Genomic DNA, 16,968 nt, shown 5'->3' with positions numbered 1-16,968 from the left:
GGGCAAGACCACCGGCCGCGGCACCCCATAGGCTGTGTTTTGACGGAGACCAACGGCAGGGGGCACACGCGATGACGTCAGGTCGGCGAGGAACGACCGTCGCACCGCCGAACGCGGCGTACGCCGGGCAGGTCGTGAACTTCCCGGACCCGGTGCGGGCTGCCAGACACCCCCGGGGCGTGCGTGTCGACGCCGACGGTTACCCGGACTTCTCCGCGTACGCGCGCGCGGCGGCGGAGATCGCGGAGCCCCCGGAGGGCTTCGGTATCGACGAGCTGAGGCTGACGGACTACGTGTCGGCGAACGCGGCGCTGCGCGCGCAGGGCCATGAGCTGTGGTCGACGCTGCCGCCCGTGGCGACGCCGCACGGCTGGACGTGGCATCACGTGGCGGGCACCCGCCGTATGGAGCTGGTGCCCGCGGATGTGAAGGCGCTGCTGCGGCATCACGGGGGGCTGGCGACGGCGGCGGTGGACCAGGACAAGCGCGGCACGCGGCCGTTGCAGGAGACGCGGCCGGTGCACTTCACGCTGCCGCGTGACGGCGCGGCGGTCACCGAGGAGCAGGTTCTCGGCGTCGAGGAGGATCTCGGTTACGGGCTGCCGGGCGCGTACCGGGATTTCCTCAAGGCGGCGGGCGGGTGTGCGCCGGTGGGCGCGGCGCTGGATCCGGAGCTGGGGCTGCTGGTGGACCAGCCGTTCTTCACGGTGCGCGATGAGGCGGCGGTCAACGATCTGGTCTACGTCAACAAGTGCCTGCGTGACCATCTGACGAAGGATTATCTGGGTGTCGCGTTTCTGCAGGGCGGGGTGCTGGCGCTGAAGACGAAGGGCCGCAGGCGCGGCAGTGTCTGGTTCTGCCCGTACGACGACGCCCGCGACCAGGGGGATTCGGGCTGGACGGTCGAGGAGCGGGTGGAGCGGCTGCTGCTGTTCTGCGGGGAGGACTTCGACGCCTTCCTGGACCGGCTGGTCGGCGGCCCGCCGGAGTTGGAGACCGTGGCGAATCTGATGGTGGACGGCGGCTTCGCGCGCGCCGTGCCGGTGGAGGGGTGAAGGCGGTAATGGTCACCTTCGCACAGGCGCAGGAGCGCGCCGATTCGTGGATCAACGGCGGAGTGCCGGAGCAGCGGCGCCGTGTGGTCAAGGTGCGGGAGTTCGAGCTGGGCTTCGTGGCCTGGGCGGAGGTCCCGGCCGGCGACGGGGTGCCGGAGGGCTCGGGGGCGCGGATGGTCATCGCGCGTGATTCGGGCGACACGACGCTGTGGCCGGCGCTGCCGGTCGGCGAGGTGATCCGGCGCTTCGAGGAGGAGTACGGCGGCGAGGGGGAGGCGGCGCCGCGGGGGACGCCGCCGGGGGAGCGCGTGGACCTGGGGGCGACGTCGTTCCTTCTGACGCCGCCGGAGTGGTTGCAGGAGGCGGCGGACCAGATCGGCATTCCGCGCGGCCGTTCGAGGTCGTCCGGGCCGGGTGGCCGGCACGCGGGTGCCGCCGCGGGCTCCGGTTCCGCCGGGCCGTCGCCCTCACCGTCGCCGCTGCCTTCGTCGGCTTCGGGCCCCGCTGCGCCTGCGGCGCAGGGGAGTGCGGGCGCGTCGTACGGAGCGGGGGGTTCTGGTACGTCGTCGCCGGGCGGCCCGGTTTCGCCGTACGCGGCGGGGGGCGCCGGTCCGTCGGGTGCCTCCGGTTCGGTGGGCCCGCGGGTGGACCCCACGGCGCCCGCGGCGGCGGCGCCGACTCCGTGGAACGACACCAACTCCCGCGGCGACGACGACGCGGCGTCCGTGCCTCTGCCGGAGACGGTCCTGTCGTCTCAGCTTCCCGACACCCCGCCGCCGGGCGGCCCGTACCCGCCGCCGCCGGGCGGCGGCAGCCACCCCGGTGCCCCGGGCGGCCCGCACTCGGGGGCGGGCGCTCCCGGCTCGGGCGCTTACCCCGGTGCCCCGGCCCCGGCCCCCGGCGGCCCCGCGCCCGGCGGTACGCCGCCGCCGGCACCCGGCTCCGCACCGGCCCCGGGCTCCGGCAGCTACCCCGGTGCGCCGGGGGCCCCGCCCGGCGCCCCCGGTGCGCCGGGGTCCCCGGGCGGCATGGGAGCCCCCGGATCCACGGGCACCCCCGGCGCCCCGCCCGGTGCTCCGGGCGCTCCGCCGGGCCCACCCGCGGCCCCCGGCACGTCGGGCGCACCCGGTGCCTCCGGTGCACCGTCGGCCCCCGCGTCCCCGCCCCCCAGTTCCGGAGGCGGCGCGGCCGACATCGCCGAGCAGGCCACCAGCAAGGCCACCCCGATCGTGTCCCCGCCCAAGGGCAAGCGCGCCCCCGCCGGCCAGGGCGTACCGCCGCCCCCCGGCGCCCCCGGCACTCCCGGCGCCCGCGGCTCGGGGGCCTCGGCGCCGCCGCCGCCCTCCGCCCCGGGCACTCCGGGCGCGGGCAACGCGTACATCCCGACCCAGCTCGTGTCGCAGGTCGACCCGGGCGCTTCCGCGGGCGGCGCGCCCCCGGGCCCGCCTTCGCCCCCCGGCGCGCCCGGAACTCCGCCCGCCCCCGGCGCACCCCCGCCTCCGGCGCCCGGCCAGCCGGCCCCGCCCCCCGGCGGCGCCCCCTTCGCGCCCGGTGCCCCGGGCGCCCCCGGTGCGCCCCCCGGTGCCGCCGCCCCGTTCCCTCCGGGCGCCCCCGGCATGCCGCCCCCCGCCGCGCCCGGCATGCCTCCCGGCGCCCAGAACCCGGCCGGTCCGCCGAACCCCGCCAACCCGGCCCAGGCCGGCTACGGTTACCCGCCCCCCGGTGTCCCCACCGTCGGACCGGGCTACCTCGCCGTCCTGCGCTACCGCGCCCAGGACGGCTCCGAGCAGCAGGTCATGCGCCGCTCCGCCCCGGGCACCCCGCACCCCGAGTGGCAGATCCTGCACGAGCTGCGCGGCATGGGCGTACCGCCGCAGCAGGTCCTGGAGCTCCACACCGAGCTGGAGCCCTGTGATCTGCCGGGCGGCTACTGCTCCCGCATGATCCGCGAGACGTGGCCGCAGGTGCGGCTGAGTCACACCGCCTCCTACGGCCGCGACCACGCCTCCCGGCAGCAGGGCATGCAGCAGCTCATCGAGCACCAGGGCGAGCTGCACCAGGTCGCCGACGGCCCGGCCCGGCCGCGGCCGCAGCGCGTGCCGCTGCCGCCGCGGGGGCAGATCCCGGTGCTGCCGCCGCTGCCGCCCGAGGCGCTGGGGCACGAGTTGTTCCAGGCGTTCGGGCCGCAGGGCGTGTTCCGCTACGACCAGCGGGCCGTGGCCCGCCAGGGCGTGCCGGACATCGTGGCGCAGACGCTGGTGTGGGCGGGGCTGCCGATGGACTTCGGCCCGTTCTTCTGGGGCCAGGCGCAGCCGGGCCGGCCGGTGCCGACGCTGGCGGAGCTGGCGGCGGAGCGGGGTGTGCAGGCGGCGCCGGACGCCGGTTCGTACCTCGTGATGGGGAACGACTTCGGCCGTCAGATGTGCGTCCAGTACGGCACGGCGCACATCGTCGCGGTGCCGCTGGAGGCGGCGCCGGGCGGGGGCAGTGCGCCGCCGCAGTTCGTGAACACGGGGCTGCCGGAGTTCGTGCGCTGCCTGTCGATGCTCGGCCACATGTGGCGGCTGCGCGCCGGGCTCACGCCGGACCAGGCGGGGCGCTGGACGGTCGACTTCCAGTCCCAGTTGGCGGCGATCGACCCGGCGGCGCTGGAGGGCCCGGACCACTGGTGGTCGGTGGTCCTCGAACAGCTCTGGGACGGCTTGCTGTAGCCAGTCGCGGCAGTACGGGAACGGCCCCACCGGATCATCCGGTGGGGCCGTTTCGTATGTTCTTCGACCGATGATCACCTGAAAGGAGTGGGTGTCACATAATGACCGATTCGCACGAATCCTGAAGGATGAGCGCCGACAGTCGACCGGGGACGAGAGGAGCTCGATCGCATGGGCGCCGTGAAGACGTCGGCTCGGGGCTTCGACACCGTACGCGGTGGTCGCGGCTACCGTCCGGACCACGTGGACGCCGCGTTGACCCGCATGGGCGAGGAGCGTGACTCCGCCTGGGAGCGGGCCGCCCGCCTCACCGTCCTGGAGCGCGAGCTGAGCCAGGAGCTGGAGCGGCTCACCGGTGAGCTGGCGCAGGTCAAGGAGCAGACCTACGCGGAGCTGGGCCCCCGCGCGCAGGAGATCTTCCGCCTCGCCCAGGAGCAGGCCGCGGAGCTGCGCGGCGACGCCGCGGAGCAACTGCACATCGCGCAGGCCGAGACGCGCCGGTACGTCGAGGAGACCACCGCCGGGACCCGCCGCGCGGCCCAGACGCTCTGCGAGGAGGCCGAGGCCCGGCTGCGCAGCGCCCTGGGCGCGGCCGAGCAGGAAGCCGCCGACCTGCTGTCCTCCGCGCGGGCGGCGGTCGAGGACACCGCGGGTGAGGCGGCGGCGGCGCTGGCGGAGATGAAGCGCCGCACGGCGGCGATGCTCGACGACACGCGCAGCGAACGCGAGGCGGCGGAGAGGCGCCTGGACGAGGAGGTGCGGGCGCGCCGGGAGGCCGTCGACGCCGACCTCGCCACCCGCACCCGCAGCGCGGAGATGCACCTCGCCGAGCAGCAGGCGGCCCACGTCGAGGCCGAGGCGTACGCGCGGCGCTGCCGCGACGAGGCGGAGGAACAGGGCGCGGAGCTGGTGGCGGAGGCGGCGGCACAGGCGGAGCAGATCGAACGGGACACGCGGCGCGCGCTGCGCGACGCGGAGGTGCGCCGCGAGGAGCTTTCGGCGCACATGGAGCACGTACGCGCCGCCCTCAACGCGATGACGGGCCGCGCCCCCGACTCCGACCCGGCCACCGGCACGGTCCCGGGCCCCTCGCCCCACGCGGACGACTAGGCGGTTGCGCGTCCGGCTCACGGCAGGCGCGTCGTGGTCTCAGGGCGGTGCCGTGGGTACCGCCGGGGCCCGGGGTCACGGTCGCCGCCGCCGGTACGCGGTGGCCAGGGCCGAGACGGTGACCCGGCCGGGCAGGACGCCGTCCGCGTCCGTACGGTCCGTGTGCCGCGCGCCGGGCGTCATCGCCACCAGGTCCAGCGCCAGCGCCCCGGTCAGGGCGGCGCGGTACTCGACCTGTTCGGTGGCGGCGGCCTCGAAGCACGGGCCGGGCACACGGTGCAGACGCCCCTCCTCCCCCGGGGTCGCCGGCCCGTACGAGCCGCCCCGGCGGCTGAGCGGGGCCGCCCGTTCCGGCTGCCCCCGTACCGGGAACGGGCACGGGGCCCGGCGACACCCACCAAGCTTCGCCGGGCCCCTCTCCACCGCGTACCGCCGCTACTCGGTCGCGATGGCGTTCAGCACGTTCATCCTGCCCGCCCGGAACGCCGGCACCAGCGCCGCGAACAGCCCGACGACCGCCGAGCCCGCGAACACCACGCCGATCGTCGGCCAGGGGATGTCGAGCACCTTCAGGCCCTCCAGCGCCAGCAGTTGCTGCGCCGCCGTGCCCCACGCCAGCCCGAGCCCGAGTCCGAGCAGCGCGCCGAACAGGGCGATCACCACCGACTCCAGCCGGATCATCCGGCGCAGTTGCCTGCGCGACAGCCCGATCGCGCGCACCAGCCCGATCTCCCGGGTCCGCTCGACCACCGACAGGGCCAGGGTGTTGACCACGCCGAGCACCGCCACGATGATCGCCAGCGCCAGCAGCCCGTTGACGAGGTTGAGCATCTGGCCCACCTGGTCCTTGAGGGTCTGCTTGAAGTCGGTCTGGTCGCGCACCTTGTACTGGGGGTACGGGTCCATCGCCTTCTTCAGCGCCGCGTACGCGGCCTCCTCCTGGCCGTCCTTCGCCTTGCCGAACATGATGTCGTTGCGCGGCAGGTCGTCCGGCTTGATGTAGTCCCTGGCGGTGCTCAGGTTCAGGTATGCCGCGCCGGAGTCCAGGGTGGTCTCGGAGGAGGTGATGGCGCGCAGCGTCAGCTCCGCCGTCCCGCCGTCCTCGAAGTCGACGGTGAGGGTGTCGCCGAGCTTCAGCCCGTGGTCCTCGGCGAAGTCCTCGCCGACGGACATGCTGTCCTTCTTGTAGGCGTCGGTCAGCTTGCCCTGCACGGTTTCGGTCCTGAGGTCCTGCGCGTACGTCTTGCTGGCGGCGGTCAGGCTGTACTCCTCGACCGTCTTGCCGCCCGGCAGCGTCAGGTCCGCGTCGAGCGCCTTGTAGTGCGTGACGTGCTCCATGTGCGGGGCGTTGTCGAGGACCTTCGCCGCCTCCGGCACGATCGGCTGGCCCATGTCGGACTGGATGATGAAGTCCGCGCCCACCGACTTGTCCAGCTCCTCCGTCGCCGAGGCGACCATGGAGGAACCGACCACCGACAGGCAGGCGACCAGCGCAAGACCGATCATCAGCGCCGAGGCGGTCGCCCCGGTGCGGCGCGGGTTGCGCAGCGCGTTGCGCTCGGCCATGCGGCCCACCGGCCCGAAGATCCGCAGGACACCGGCCGCGAGGGCCCGTACCAGCAGCCCGGCCAGCACCGGCGCGAAGACGATGAAGCCCAGCAGGGACAGCAGCACCCCGCCCGCGAGGTACATCGCGCCGTCGGCGGCCTCGTCGACGCGGGCGGTGAGGAAGAGCAGCCCGCCGCCGCCCGCGGTGAGCACCAGGCCCAGCACGGTCCGTACGACGCCCGTCCTGCGGTCGCCCGGTGTGCCCGCCTCGCGCAGCGCGGCCATCGGTGAGACCTTGCCCGCCCGGCGGGCCGGCAGCCATGCCGCGAGCACGGTGACGACGACGCCGAGGACGATGCCGACGACCGGCGTGGTGGCGTTGACGGTCAGGTCGGCGGTGTTGAGCTCCATGCCGACCGCGCCCATGAGCTTCATCAGCCCCACGGCGATGCCGATGCCCGCGCCGACGCCCAGGGCCGAGCCGATGACGCCGAGGAGCAGCGCCTCGACGAGCACGGAGCGGTTGACCTGGCGGCGGCTGGAACCTATGGCCCGCAGCAGCCCCAGTTCGCGGGTGCGCTGGGCGACGAGCATCGAGAAGGTGTTGACGATGAGGAAGATGCCGACGAGGACGGCGATGCCGGCGAAGCCGAGCATGGCGTACTTCATGACGTCCATGAAGCTGCCGACGTCGTCCTTGTTCTCCGCGACGACCTCGTCCTTCGTCTGCACCCTGAGGGGGGCGCCGTCGAAGCCGGCCGCGGCCTCGCGGACGTCGGCCTTCAGCGCCTCGTGGGAGACGCCGGGGTCGGCGGTGACGTTGATCGAGGAGAAGACGCCGGGCTTGCCGAGGAGCTTTTCCTGCGCGGTCGCGGTGTCGAAGTAGACGATCGTCGCGCCCGGGTTGGTGATCTTGAAGGTGGCGATGCCGACGACCTCGGAGGTGAACGAGCCGGGGTCGGCGATCGTACGGATCGTGTCGCCGATCTCCACGCCGTGCTTGTCGGCGGCGGCGGCGTCGATGACGACCTCGCCGGACCCGCGCGGCTCGTGGCCCGAGGTGATCTCGACGGACTTCAGCTCCAGCGGGTCCCAGTTGGTGCCGATGGTGGGGGCGCCGGTGTCGGAGCCGAGGTTGTCGTTGTCGGCGTCCGCGACGGTGATGGCGTCGTCGGTGACCTCGCCGTCGGCGGCCTTGACGCCGTCGACCTTCTCGACGCGCGCCAGGTCCGTGGCCGGCAGCGTCGGCTGCGGCTTGCGGCCCCAGTCGCCGTCGTCGTCGCCGGCGGCCTGAGGGCTGACCCGGACGTCGGAGGCGGTGGCCTGGAAGAGCCGGTCGAAGGTGGTGGTCATGGTGTCGGAGAAGACGAGCGTGCCGCACACGAACGCCACCGACAGGACGACCGCGACCGCGGAGAGCGCCATGCGTCCCTTATGGGAGAAGAAGTTGCGCATGGAGGTCTTGAAGACGGTCATCTCAGGCCACCCGGCCCCGGGCGTCGAAGGACTTCATGCGGTCGAGGACCTGCTCGGAGGTGGGGTCCCACATCTCGTCGACGATGCGGCCGTCGGCGAGGTACAGCACGCGGTCGGCGTAGCCGGCGGCGACCGGGTCGTGGGTGACCATCACGATGGTCTGGCCCAGCTCGTCCACGGACCGGCGCAGGAAGCCGAGGACCTCGGCGCCGGCACGGGAGTCGAGGTTGCCGGTCGGCTCGTCGCCGAAGATGATCTCCGGCCGGGAGGCGAGTGCCCGCGCCACGGCGACGCGCTGCTGCTGGCCGCCGGAGAGCTGGCTCGGGCGGTGCTTGAGCCGCTCGGCCAGGCCCACCGTCTCCACCACCCGCTGCAGCCACTCGCGGTCCGGCTTGCGGCCGGCGATGTCCATGGGCAGCGTGATGTTCTCCAGGGCGTTGAGGGTGGGCAGGAGGTTGAACGCCTGGAAGATGAAGCCCACGCGGTCGCGCCGCAGCAGGGTCAGCTTCTTGTCCTTCAGCCCGGTGATCTCGGTCTCGTCGATCCAGATGCGGCCGGCCGTGACCGTGTCGAGGCCGGCGAGGCAGTGCATGAGGGTCGACTTGCCGGAGCCCGAGGGCCCCATGATGGCGGTGAACTGGCCCCGGGCGATGTCCACATCGACGTTGTCGAGAGCGAGGACCCGCGTCTCCCCCGAGCCGTACGCCTTGGTCACCTGTCGCGCTCGTGCGGCGACGGCCGTGCGCGCCGCTACAGCCGTAGTCACTGTCGTGTCTCCTTCGTCTCCGGAACCGCCCTGCGGTACCTGGCGGCGCCCTGTGCGGCGCCGTTGCGTGGTGAGTCCGAGTCTGGTGGGCGGGGGCCGGGAAATCCCTGGTGCCTGGCGCCGTATCCGGTGTGGGGATATCCCCACCCCGGTACTGGGGGAAGGTCCCCCGCCCGGCTCCTCGCCCCCCGTCGCCGACCCGCCTGACCAGGCTAGATCGTGCGAAAGGCGGCCCCGTCGGCCGGACGGAGGAGCCGGCCCCTGCTTTCCGCCGGGGGCGTGCCCTTAGGGGAGCGCGGGGGCGGTACGGGCTCAGGGCCGGGGTTCCGCGGCGGGACCTGCGGCTTCGGCGGCCGTGCGGCGGCTGCGGGCGCGGGGTGTCGGTGTGGCGTCGTACGCTGGACACCCCCGGGGCGTTCGCCGCCTCGGGCTGTTCGCGTTGCCCGCGGCGCCAGCCGCCTGCCCACCACCCAGCCACAGCCACCCGGAGCGGATGCCCCATGAGCCTGCACGGCCTGCTTGACGCCGTCGTCCGCGACCCCGCACTCGCCGAGGCGGTGACGGCCGCCGAAGGCGACGGCCGGCCGCACGTCGACCTCGTCGGCCCGCCCGCCGCCCGCCCCTTCGTGATCGCGGCGCTCGCCGCCCGTACCCGGCGGCCGGTGCTCGCGGTCACCGCCACCGGCCGCGAGGCCGAGGACCTGGCCGCGGCCCTGCGCTCGCTGATGCCGCCGGGGCACGAGGACGCCGTGGTGGAGTACCCGGCGTGGGAGACCCTGCCGCACGAGCGGCTGTCGCCCCGCTCCGACACCGTCGGCCGCCGCCTCGCCGTGCTCCGCCGGCTGGCCCACCCGGACCCCGACGACGCGGCCACCGGCCCGGTCTCCGTGGTCGTCGCACCCGTGCGCTCGGTGCTCCAGCCACAGGTCAAGGGGCTCGGCGACCTCAAGCCCGTGGCGCTGCGCGGCGGTGGGTCCGCCGACCTCGAAGAGACGGTGCAGGCGCTGGGGGCCGCCGCGTACAGCCGGGTGGAGCTGGTCGAGAAGCGCGGCGAGTTCGCGGTGCGCGGCGGGATCCTCGACGTGTTCCCGCCCACCGAGGAGCATCCCCTGCGGGTGGAGTTCTGGGGCGACGACATCGAGGAGATCCGCTACTTCAAGGTCGCCGACCAGCGCTCCCTGGAGGTCGCCGAGCACGGCCTGTGGGCGCCGCCGTGCCGCGAGCTGCTGCTGACCGGCTCCGTACGGGCGCGGGCCGCGGACCTCGCCGTACGGCACCCGCAGCTCGGCGAGATGCTGGGCAAGATCGCCGAGGGCATCGCGGTGGAGGGCATGGAGTCCCTGGCGCCGGTCCTCGTCGACGACATGGAGCTGCTGCTCGACGCGCTGCCGGCCGGCAGCATGGCGGTGTCCTGCGACCCCGAGCGGGTGCGCACCCGCGCCGCCGACCTGGTCGCCACGTCGCAGGAGTTCCTCCAGGCGTCGTGGGCCGCCTCCGCGGCAGGCGGGGACGCGCCGATCGACCTGGAGCTGCTGGGCCGGGCGTCGCTGTGGGGCATCGCCGACGTCCGCGACCACGCGCGCGAGCTGGGCATGATGTGGTGGTCGGTCAGCCCCTTCTCCGCGGACGCGGAGCTGGAGGCGGAGTCCCCTGGGTCCTGGGGGCCCGGGGAGGCCCCCTCTCTTGAGCTGGGGCTGCACGCCCCGGAGGTGTACCGCGGGGACACCGCCCGCGCGCTCGCCGACACCAAGGGCTGGCTCGCCGACGGCTGGCGCGTGGTCTACCTCACCGAGGGCCACGGCCCGGCCCAGCGCACCACCGAGGTTCTCGGCGGCGAGGGCATCGCCGCCCGCCTCGACGCGGACCTGGGCCCGGACGCGCTCGTGCCGTCCGTCGTGCACGTCTCGTGCGGCGAGCTGGACCACGGTTTCATCGCCCCGGACCTCGGACTCGCGGTGCTCACCGAGACCGACCTGTCCGGGCAGAAGGCCGCGGGCCGCGAGGGCGCGCGGATGCCCGCGCGGCGGCGCAAGCAGATCGACCCGCTGACGCTGCAGGCCGGCGACTACATCGTGCACGAGCAGCACGGCGTCGGCCGCTACCTGGAGATGGTGCAGCGTACGGTCCAGGGCGCCACCCGCGAGTACCTGCTGGTGGAGTACGCCCCGGCCAAGCGCGGCCAGCCCGGCGACCGGCTGTACATCCCCACCGACCAGCTCGACCAGGTCACCAAGTACGTCGGCGGGGAGGCGCCCACGCTGCACCGGCTGGGCGGCTCCGACTGGGCCAAGACCAAGTCCCGCGCGAAGAAGGCCGTCAAGGAGATCGCCGCCGACCTCATCAAGCTCTACTCGGCGCGCATGGCCGCCCCCGGCCACGCCTTCGCGGGGGACACCCCGTGGCAGCGCGAGCTGGAGGACGCGTTCCCGTACGTCGAGACGCCCGATCAGTTGTCCACCATCACCGAGGTGAAGGAGGACATGGAAAAGCCCGTGCCGATGGACCGTCTCATCTGCGGCGACGTCGGATACGGCAAGACGGAGATCGCGGTGCGGGCGGCGTTCAAGGCGGTGCAGGACGGCAAGCAGGTCGCCGTCCTCGTGCCGACGACGCTGCTGGTGCAGCAGCACATGGGCACGTTCTCCGAGCGGTACGCGCAGTTCCCCGTGGTGGTGCGGGCGCTGTCGCGGTTCCAGACGGACACCGAGGCCAGGGCGGTTCTCGACGGGCTGCGCGAGGGCTCGGTGGACATCGTCATCGGCACCCACCGGCTGTTCTCGTCCGACACCCGGTTCAAGGACCTGGGGCTGGTCATCGTGGATGAGGAGCAGCGCTTCGGCGTCGAGCACAAGGAGCAGTTGAAGAAGCTGCGCGCCAACGTCGACGTGCTGACGATGTCCGCGACCCCCATCCCGCGCACGCTGGAGATGGCCGTCACCGGCATCCGCGAGATGTCGACGATCACCACCCCGCCGGAGGAGCGGCACCCGGTGCTGACCTTCGTCGGCCCGTACGAGGAGAAGCAGATCGGTGCCGCCATCCGCCGCGAACTGCTGCGCGAGGGCCAGGTCTTCTACATCCACAACCGGGTGGACTCCATCGACCGCGCCGCCTCCCGGCTGCGGCAGGTGGTGCCGGAGGCGCGGATCGCCACGGCGCACGGGCAGATGTCGGAGTCGGCGCTGGAGCAGGTGGTGGTCGACTTCTGGGAGAAGAAGTTCGACGTGCTGGTCTCCACGACGATCGTGGAGAACGGCATCGACATCTCCAACGCCAACACCCTCATCGTCGAACGCGGCGACGCCTTCGGCCTCTCCCAGTTGCACCAGTTGCGCGGGCGTGTCGGCCGGGGCCGCGAGCGGGGCTACGCGTACTTCCTGTACCCGCCGGAGAAGCCGCTGACCGAGACCGCGCACGAACGCCTCGCCACCATCGCGCAGCACACGGAGATGGGCGCCGGCATGTACGTGGCGATGAAGGACCTGGAGATCCGCGGCGCGGGCAACCTGCTGGGCGGCGAGCAGTCCGGGCACATCGCGGGCGTCGGCTTCGACCTGTACGTCCGGATGGTCGGCGAGGCCGTCGCCGACTACCGCGCGACGCTGGAGGGCGGCGCGGAGGAGGCGCCGCCGCCGGAGGTCAAGATCGAGCTGCCGGTCGACGCCCACGTCCCGCACGCCTACGCCCCGGGCGAACGGCTGCGCCTCGCGGCGTACCGCTCGATCGCCTCCGTCACGACGGAGGATGACATCCGCGCCGTCCGCGAGGAACTCACCGACCGCTACGGCCCGCTGCCGGAGCCGGTGGAGAACCTCCTGCTGGTCGCGGGCCTGCGCATGCTGGCCCGCTCCTGCGGCGTTACGGACATCACGCTGCAGGGCACCCGCATCCGGTTCAGTCCGGTGTCGCTGCGGGAGTCGCAGGAACTGCGGTTGAAGCGGCTGTACCCGGGCGCGGTGGTCAAGCCGGCGCTGAACCAGATCCTGGTGGACCGCCCGAAGCCGAAGCAGATGGGCGCGCAGCCGCTGAAGGGCCGCGAACTGCTGGCATGGGTGGGGGAGCTGCTGACGACGGTCCTGGACTCGTAGGAGCGGGCCGGGCCGGCGGGGCGGCTCGGGCCGGAGCGGGCGTCACCCCGGAAGGGGGGTGCGCACCCGCAGGCCGGGGGGCCGGCTGACGTCACGGTCGGCGGACCAGAGCTCGCGCACGCCGCACATCTGGCACGCCGCGGCGGCCCGGCCTTCGTGCACCGTCGGCCCGGCGCCCTTGCGATGACTGGCCGCGTCGGATCGTCCGTCGTCGTACGTGTAGCCGAGTGCGGTCTTCCGTGGGAACGGGCCACCCCTGCGGCCCGGGAGTCACCGCCCCGCTCCGGGGGTGAACATCAGCGGCGTGAGGGTGCGGAAGACCTCCGCCGGGTCGTCGTGGCCGGCGAGGGCGGCGTCCAGGCTTCCGCTGAGGGCCAGGGTCGCGAAGCCGTGGGCCGCCGACCAGGCGGCCAGGCGGGCGCGCTCCGGGTCGGGGCCGCGGTCGGACTCGGGGAGCGCGGCGATGGCGTCCCGCAGGGTGCGGTCCACGCGGTCCCGGGCCGCCGCCAGGTCCGGGGCGTCGGCGTGCAGCAGGTGCGGCTGGTACATCACCTGGAAGTGCGCCGGGTGCGCGAGCGCGAAGCGTACGTACCGTACGCCCAGGTCCTCCAGGTCCGCCGCCGCCTCCAGCGACTCCGCGAGCAGTGCATTGCCCTCGGCCGCGACCGCGGTCAGCAGTCCGGCGCGGTCCTTGAAGTGGTGCGTGGGCGCCGCGTGCGAGACGCCCGCGCGGCGGGCGAGGTCGCGGAGGCTGACGCCGCCGGGGCCCCGGTCCGCGATGACGTCGAGCGCGGCGTCGAGGACGGCGCGGCGCAGGTTGCCGTGGTGGTAGTTGCGGTGGCCGGTCATGGTGCCATCCTCCACGACCGATCTAGTCATTGACAAGTTGCGCTCGGGTGAGGCAATCTAGTCAGTGGATAGATTGACGTACGGGAGCAAGGAGCACGCCATGCCGGAAGACCTCACCCCGCAGCGCGTCCGGCAGCTCTGGCACCTGCTGGAGCCCCTGCACGCCGTCCTCTACTACGCGCCGGAAGCCGACGACGAAGCCGCCGCCCTCGGCTACGCCACCGGGGAACGCTGGCCCTCGTACTTCGCCTGGCGCGCCGCACCCCTCGGCCCCGTCGGCGAGGCGGTCGTCACCTCGGCGTTCTACAGCTTCAACCCCGCCATGACCGCCCGCTACGTCCCCGCCGCCTGGGACGTCGCCGACCCGGCGAAGGTGCTCGCCGCCCGCGAACGCGCCGTCGACCGCACCTACCGGTCGATCTTCGGCGACGACCCCGGCGACCCCGACGGCCTGGGCGCCCCCGCACTCGCCGAAGCCGCCCGGCTCACCCGCCGCGCCGCCGAGGCCGCCCGCACCACCGGTCGCCCCCTGGCCGCCGCCAACGCCGCGCTTCCCTGGCCGGAACCGCCGCACCTGCAGCTCTGGCACGCCGCGACGATCCTCCGCGAGCACCGCGGCGACGGCCACCTCGCGGCGCTCCTCACCGCGGACCTGGGCGCCGTCGAGTCGCTGGTGTCCTTCGCGGCCGTCGGCGCCGCCGCCGAGGAAACCTTCGCCAGCCGCGGCTGGACCGACGAGGCATGGACCGCGGCCCGCTCCCGGCTCGCCGCCCGCGGGCTGGTGACGGAGGACGGCACCGCCACGGACGCCGGCCGGGCGCTGCGCGCGGAGGTCGAGCGCCGTACCGACGAACTGGCGGCGGACCCGTGGCGCGCGATCGGCGCGGACGGCGCCGAGCGGCTGGCGGAGCTGCTGGGCGGACCGTGGCTGAAGGTGCTGGGGACGGGGATGCTGCCGGCGGAGAACACGCTGGGCATCGGCAAGGTGTGACCGCGACGCCCGCTCCGCCCACCGCCCCCGGAACTCCCGGCACTCCCGCCCTGCCCCTGGCTACACTCCGCCGCATGCAGCCGCAGCCCGTCCGCGTCGCCAGCCTCGCCGAGCGACCGGAACTGCGCGCCCGGCTCTGGCACATGACGGACTCCTGGCCCGAGTTCATGACCCAGGACCACGTCGCGAACGCCCTGCACGAGCGGATAGCCCAGGTCTTCCCCGAGCACGTCCACGTCGCCACCGACGAGTCCGGCGCGGTGGTCGCCCGGGCGTTCGCCGTGCCGTTCGCCCTCCGCGGCGCGGGCCGCGACGGCGCGCTGCCGGGGCGCGGGTGGGACCAGGTCCTCGTCTGGGCGTTCAGCGACAGGCGGTACGGGGTGGAGCCGGACACCGTCAGCGCGATCGAGATCGCCGTCGATGCGGGAAGGCAGGGCCGGGGGCTGTCCACCGTCATGCTCGGCGCGATGCGCTCCGCCGCCGCGGACCGCGGCTTCGCCGAGGTCGTCGCCCCCGTACGCCCCAGTGCCAAGCACCACGAGCCGCACACCCCGATGCGCGAGTACGCCACCCGCACCCGCGAGGACGGCCTCCCGCACGACCCCTGGCTCCGCGTCCACGTCCGCGCCGGCGCCACCCTGGCGGGCCCCGACCCGGTGGCCCCGGCGTCGATGGTCATCGGCGCCCCGCTCGCGCAGTGGCGGGACTGGACGGGCCTCCCCTTCGACGAGGAGGGCTGGACGACCGTCCCGGGCGCCCTGACCCCGGTCCGCTGCGAACCGGACCACGGGTGGGCGGTGTACGTGGAGCCCAACGTCTGGGTCCGCCACCACCTGCGCTGACGGGGGTCGGGCCGGTCTGGGGCGGGGGTTCTGGGGCCGGGTGGTCCTGAGGCGGGCCGGTCCGGGACGGGCGGTTCCGGGGCGGGTGGTCCTGGATCGGGCAGCTCCGGGGCGGGCAGCTCCGGGGCGGGCCGCGCTTCTCGGTCAGCGGCCGGTCGAGCCGTCGATCTGTTCGCGGAGGATGTCGGCGTGGCCCGCGTGGCGGCCCGTTTCCTCGATCATGTGCGCCAGCGCCCACCGCACGCTCGGCGCCTTGCCGCCCCGCCCCGGTACCGGCGCACCCAGATCCGCGCAGCCGTCGAGAACCCGGTTCGCGCCGCCGACCGCCTCGCGGTACCCCGCGACGACCTCCGCCACGCTCGCCTCCGCCGGGGCCGCGAACGTCCCGGGCCAGTCGGGCACCCGCTCGCCGAGGAACGTCGCGCGCTCCACGAACGTGAGGTGGTGCAGCAGGCCCAGCAGATTCGTACCCGACGGAACTCCGGCTGTGCGCACCTGCGGCTCCGGGGCGGTCTCGACCTTCGCGGCGATCGAGGCCCGCAGGTAGTCGAGAAACCCGCGCAGCGTCTCGGCCTCCGTGCCTCCGGTACGGGGCGGTGGGGTGTCCCTGCGGCGGGATGGGGCGGTGGTCATGGGGTGCCTTTCGACTGGCGGCGTCCGGTGCTCCGCCAGTTTCGGCACACATCGCGGAGGGCCGCGAGAAACCTTGCCGTTCCGGCAACAGGTACCGGAAGGCGTACGGGATAGGCGGGAGTGCGGTGGCGGTGGCGGTGGCACTGGTGGTGGAAGTGGCACTGGCGGTGGCGTCGGCGGCAGCGGCGGTGGCCGCAGGGGCGGCGGTAGGTGCGTCGCATGCCGGATGCTCCGTCCCGCCCCGAGCCGTTCGCCTGCCGGACCGGCTCCGCGGCGCTGGAGGACCTCCGCGAACACCGTGCGCGTGTCCGGGTGGCCGGGTGGCCGGGTGTCGGGGTGTCCGTGTCCGTCGATCCGTCTCCGGGTTTCGGGTCGTGGGACGTCTGGATGTCTGTATGCGTGCGCGGTGTCCGAGTTTTTGCTGGCGTTCGTTTCTCCGGATGGCGTCCCGCCAGGTGGTGTGGGTGATGCGGCTCCCGAGTGAGGCGGTCCTGAGTCCGGACGCCGCCTTTCTGTTCTGCGCGGCGAAGAAGCCGGCCGCCTGTGTGGGGCGTGCCGGACGTGAGCGGGCGAGGGCCGCGTGTCGGGGCTGGGACCTGCGGAGTCATGGTGCCCGACTCGGCCCACCAGGCTGCGTCCTGGGAAGTGGTGTACGGGGTTCGACCTGTTCCGGGGGTTTGCTCCGGCGTCAGGGTGAGTCCCGCATAGATGAACGGCCACCGGCTGATCTTCGAAGTGTCAAAGCCTCGAAGGAGATCAGCACGATGACCGCACCTGACAGTCTGCCCCTGCATGCCCTGACCGAAGACCATCTCGCCGCGGCGAGTCCGGATCTGCTGCGCGCGATGGTCAAGATGTTCGCCGACGCACTGATGTCCGCGGAGGCCAATGCGCTCTGC

11 protein-coding genes and 1 pseudogene are annotated in these 16,968 nt (G+C 74.0%); 7 read left to right on the top strand and 5 right to left on the bottom strand.

Annotation, left to right across the window (positions count from 1 at the left end; all coding sequences use genetic code 11):
* Window positions 1-71: 71 nt before the first annotated feature.
* The 3 genes from I003_RS0122585 (at window position 72) to I003_RS0122575 (ending at window position 4,876) form a co-directional block, all read left to right on the top strand.
* Window positions 72-1,055: an SMI1/KNR4 family protein gene (locus tag I003_RS0122585; protein ID WP_027773597.1), complete on the top strand. Its 984-nt coding sequence runs from the start codon at window positions 72-74 to the stop codon at window positions 1,053-1,055.
* Window positions 1,056-1,063: 8 nt separating this feature from the next.
* Entirely contained in the window at window positions 1,064-3,766 is a 2,703-nt protein-coding gene (locus I003_RS34285) for an SUKH-4 family immunity protein (protein WP_027773596.1), read from the top strand.
* 171 nt (window positions 3,767-3,937) lie between these two features.
* The gene (locus I003_RS0122575; RefSeq protein WP_486584339.1) at window positions 3,938-4,876 is read left to right on the top strand and encodes a hypothetical protein; all 939 of its coding nucleotides are present in this window, start codon (window positions 3,938-3,940) and stop codon (window positions 4,874-4,876) included.
* Between the two features lie 75 nt (window positions 4,877-4,951).
* On the opposite strand, the gene I003_RS0122570 is transcribed toward I003_RS0122575, so the two are convergent.
* The 3 genes from I003_RS0122570 to I003_RS0122560 all read right to left on the bottom strand — a co-directional run bounded on the left by I003_RS0122570 (window position 4,952) and on the right by I003_RS0122560 (window position 8,666).
* The gene (locus I003_RS0122570) at window positions 4,952-5,149 is read right to left on the bottom strand and encodes a hypothetical protein (RefSeq protein WP_027773594.1); all 198 of its coding nucleotides are present in this window, start codon (window positions 5,147-5,149) and stop codon (window positions 4,952-4,954) included.
* A gap of 162 nt (window positions 5,150-5,311) precedes the next feature.
* Window positions 5,312-7,900, bottom strand: a complete 2,589-nt coding sequence (locus I003_RS0122565) for an FtsX-like permease family protein (RefSeq protein WP_027773593.1) — start codon at window positions 7,898-7,900, stop codon at window positions 5,312-5,314.
* A gap of 1 nt (window position 7,901) precedes the next feature.
* Window positions 7,902-8,666 (bottom strand): ABC transporter ATP-binding protein, encoded by a 765-nt coding sequence (locus I003_RS0122560; protein ID WP_027773592.1) that lies wholly within the window; start codon window positions 8,664-8,666, stop codon window positions 7,902-7,904.
* 500 nt (window positions 8,667-9,166) lie between these two features.
* Between I003_RS0122560 and mfd the strand changes: the two genes are divergently transcribed.
* Window positions 9,167-12,754, top strand: a complete 3,588-nt coding sequence (gene mfd / locus I003_RS0122555; protein WP_027773591.1) for a transcription-repair coupling factor — start codon at window positions 9,167-9,169, stop codon at window positions 12,752-12,754.
* Between the two features lie 270 nt (window positions 12,755-13,024).
* On the opposite strand, the gene I003_RS0122550 is transcribed toward mfd, so the two are convergent.
* The gene (locus tag I003_RS0122550) at window positions 13,025-13,603 is read right to left on the bottom strand and encodes a TetR/AcrR family transcriptional regulator (protein WP_027773590.1); all 579 of its coding nucleotides are present in this window, start codon (window positions 13,601-13,603) and stop codon (window positions 13,025-13,027) included.
* Between the two features lie 100 nt (window positions 13,604-13,703).
* Here I003_RS0122550 and I003_RS0122545 point away from each other — a divergent pair, with 100 nt between their 5' ends.
* Together I003_RS0122545 and I003_RS0122540 are read left to right on the top strand one after the other, a co-directional pair.
* On the top strand, window positions 13,704-14,594 hold the full coding sequence (locus I003_RS0122545; protein ID WP_027773589.1) for an SCO6745 family protein: 891 nt from the start codon (window positions 13,704-13,706) through the stop codon (window positions 14,592-14,594).
* 74 nt (window positions 14,595-14,668) lie between these two features.
* Complete coding sequence (locus tag I003_RS0122540) at window positions 14,669-15,436, top strand: hypothetical protein (protein ID WP_027773588.1); 768 nt, start codon at window positions 14,669-14,671, stop codon at window positions 15,434-15,436.
* Between the two features lie 144 nt (window positions 15,437-15,580).
* Here the strand turns inward: I003_RS0122540 and I003_RS0122535 are convergent, their stop codons facing one another.
* Window positions 15,581-16,069, bottom strand: a complete 489-nt coding sequence (locus I003_RS0122535) for a DinB family protein (protein WP_027773587.1) — start codon at window positions 16,067-16,069, stop codon at window positions 15,581-15,583.
* A 764-nt stretch (window positions 16,070-16,833) separates the two neighbouring features.
* On the opposite strand from I003_RS0122535, the pseudogene I003_RS32885 reads away from it, so the two are divergent.
* Window positions 16,834-16,968 (top strand): annotated as a pseudogene (locus tag I003_RS32885) (IS256 family transposase); the annotation flags it as partial.

The sequence above is a fragment of the Streptomyces sp. CNQ329 genome (assembly GCF_000482585.1).
The sequence above is the reverse complement of the archived record's forward strand: the minus strand, read 5'-3'. Positions and strand labels throughout refer to the sequence as shown.

What these genes read in the sequence shown, in the direction of transcription:
- I003_RS0122585 (WP_027773597.1), top strand. Translation starts at nt 72, where the DNA reads ATGACGTCAGGTCGGCGAGGAACGACCGTCGCACCGCCGAACGCGGCG.
- I003_RS34285 (WP_027773596.1), top strand. Translation starts at nt 1,064, where the DNA reads ATGGTCACCTTCGCACAGGCGCAGGAGCGCGCCGATTCGTGGATCAAC.
- I003_RS0122575 (WP_486584339.1), top strand. Translation starts at nt 3,938, where the DNA reads ATGGGCGCCGTGAAGACGTCGGCTCGGGGCTTCGACACCGTACGCGGT.
- I003_RS0122565 (WP_027773593.1), bottom strand. Translation starts at nt 7,900, where the DNA reads ATGACCGTCTTCAAGACCTCCATGCGCAACTTCTTCTCCCATAAGGGA.
- mfd (WP_027773591.1), top strand. Translation starts at nt 9,167, where the DNA reads ATGAGCCTGCACGGCCTGCTTGACGCCGTCGTCCGCGACCCCGCACTC.
- I003_RS0122550 (WP_027773590.1), bottom strand. Translation starts at nt 13,603, where the DNA reads ATGACCGGCCACCGCAACTACCACCACGGCAACCTGCGCCGCGCCGTC.
- I003_RS0122545 (WP_027773589.1), top strand. Translation starts at nt 13,704, where the DNA reads ATGCCGGAAGACCTCACCCCGCAGCGCGTCCGGCAGCTCTGGCACCTG.
- I003_RS0122540 (WP_027773588.1), top strand. Translation starts at nt 14,669, where the DNA reads ATGCAGCCGCAGCCCGTCCGCGTCGCCAGCCTCGCCGAGCGACCGGAA.
- I003_RS0122535 (WP_027773587.1), bottom strand. Translation starts at nt 16,069, where the DNA reads ATGACCACCGCCCCATCCCGCCGCAGGGACACCCCACCGCCCCGTACC.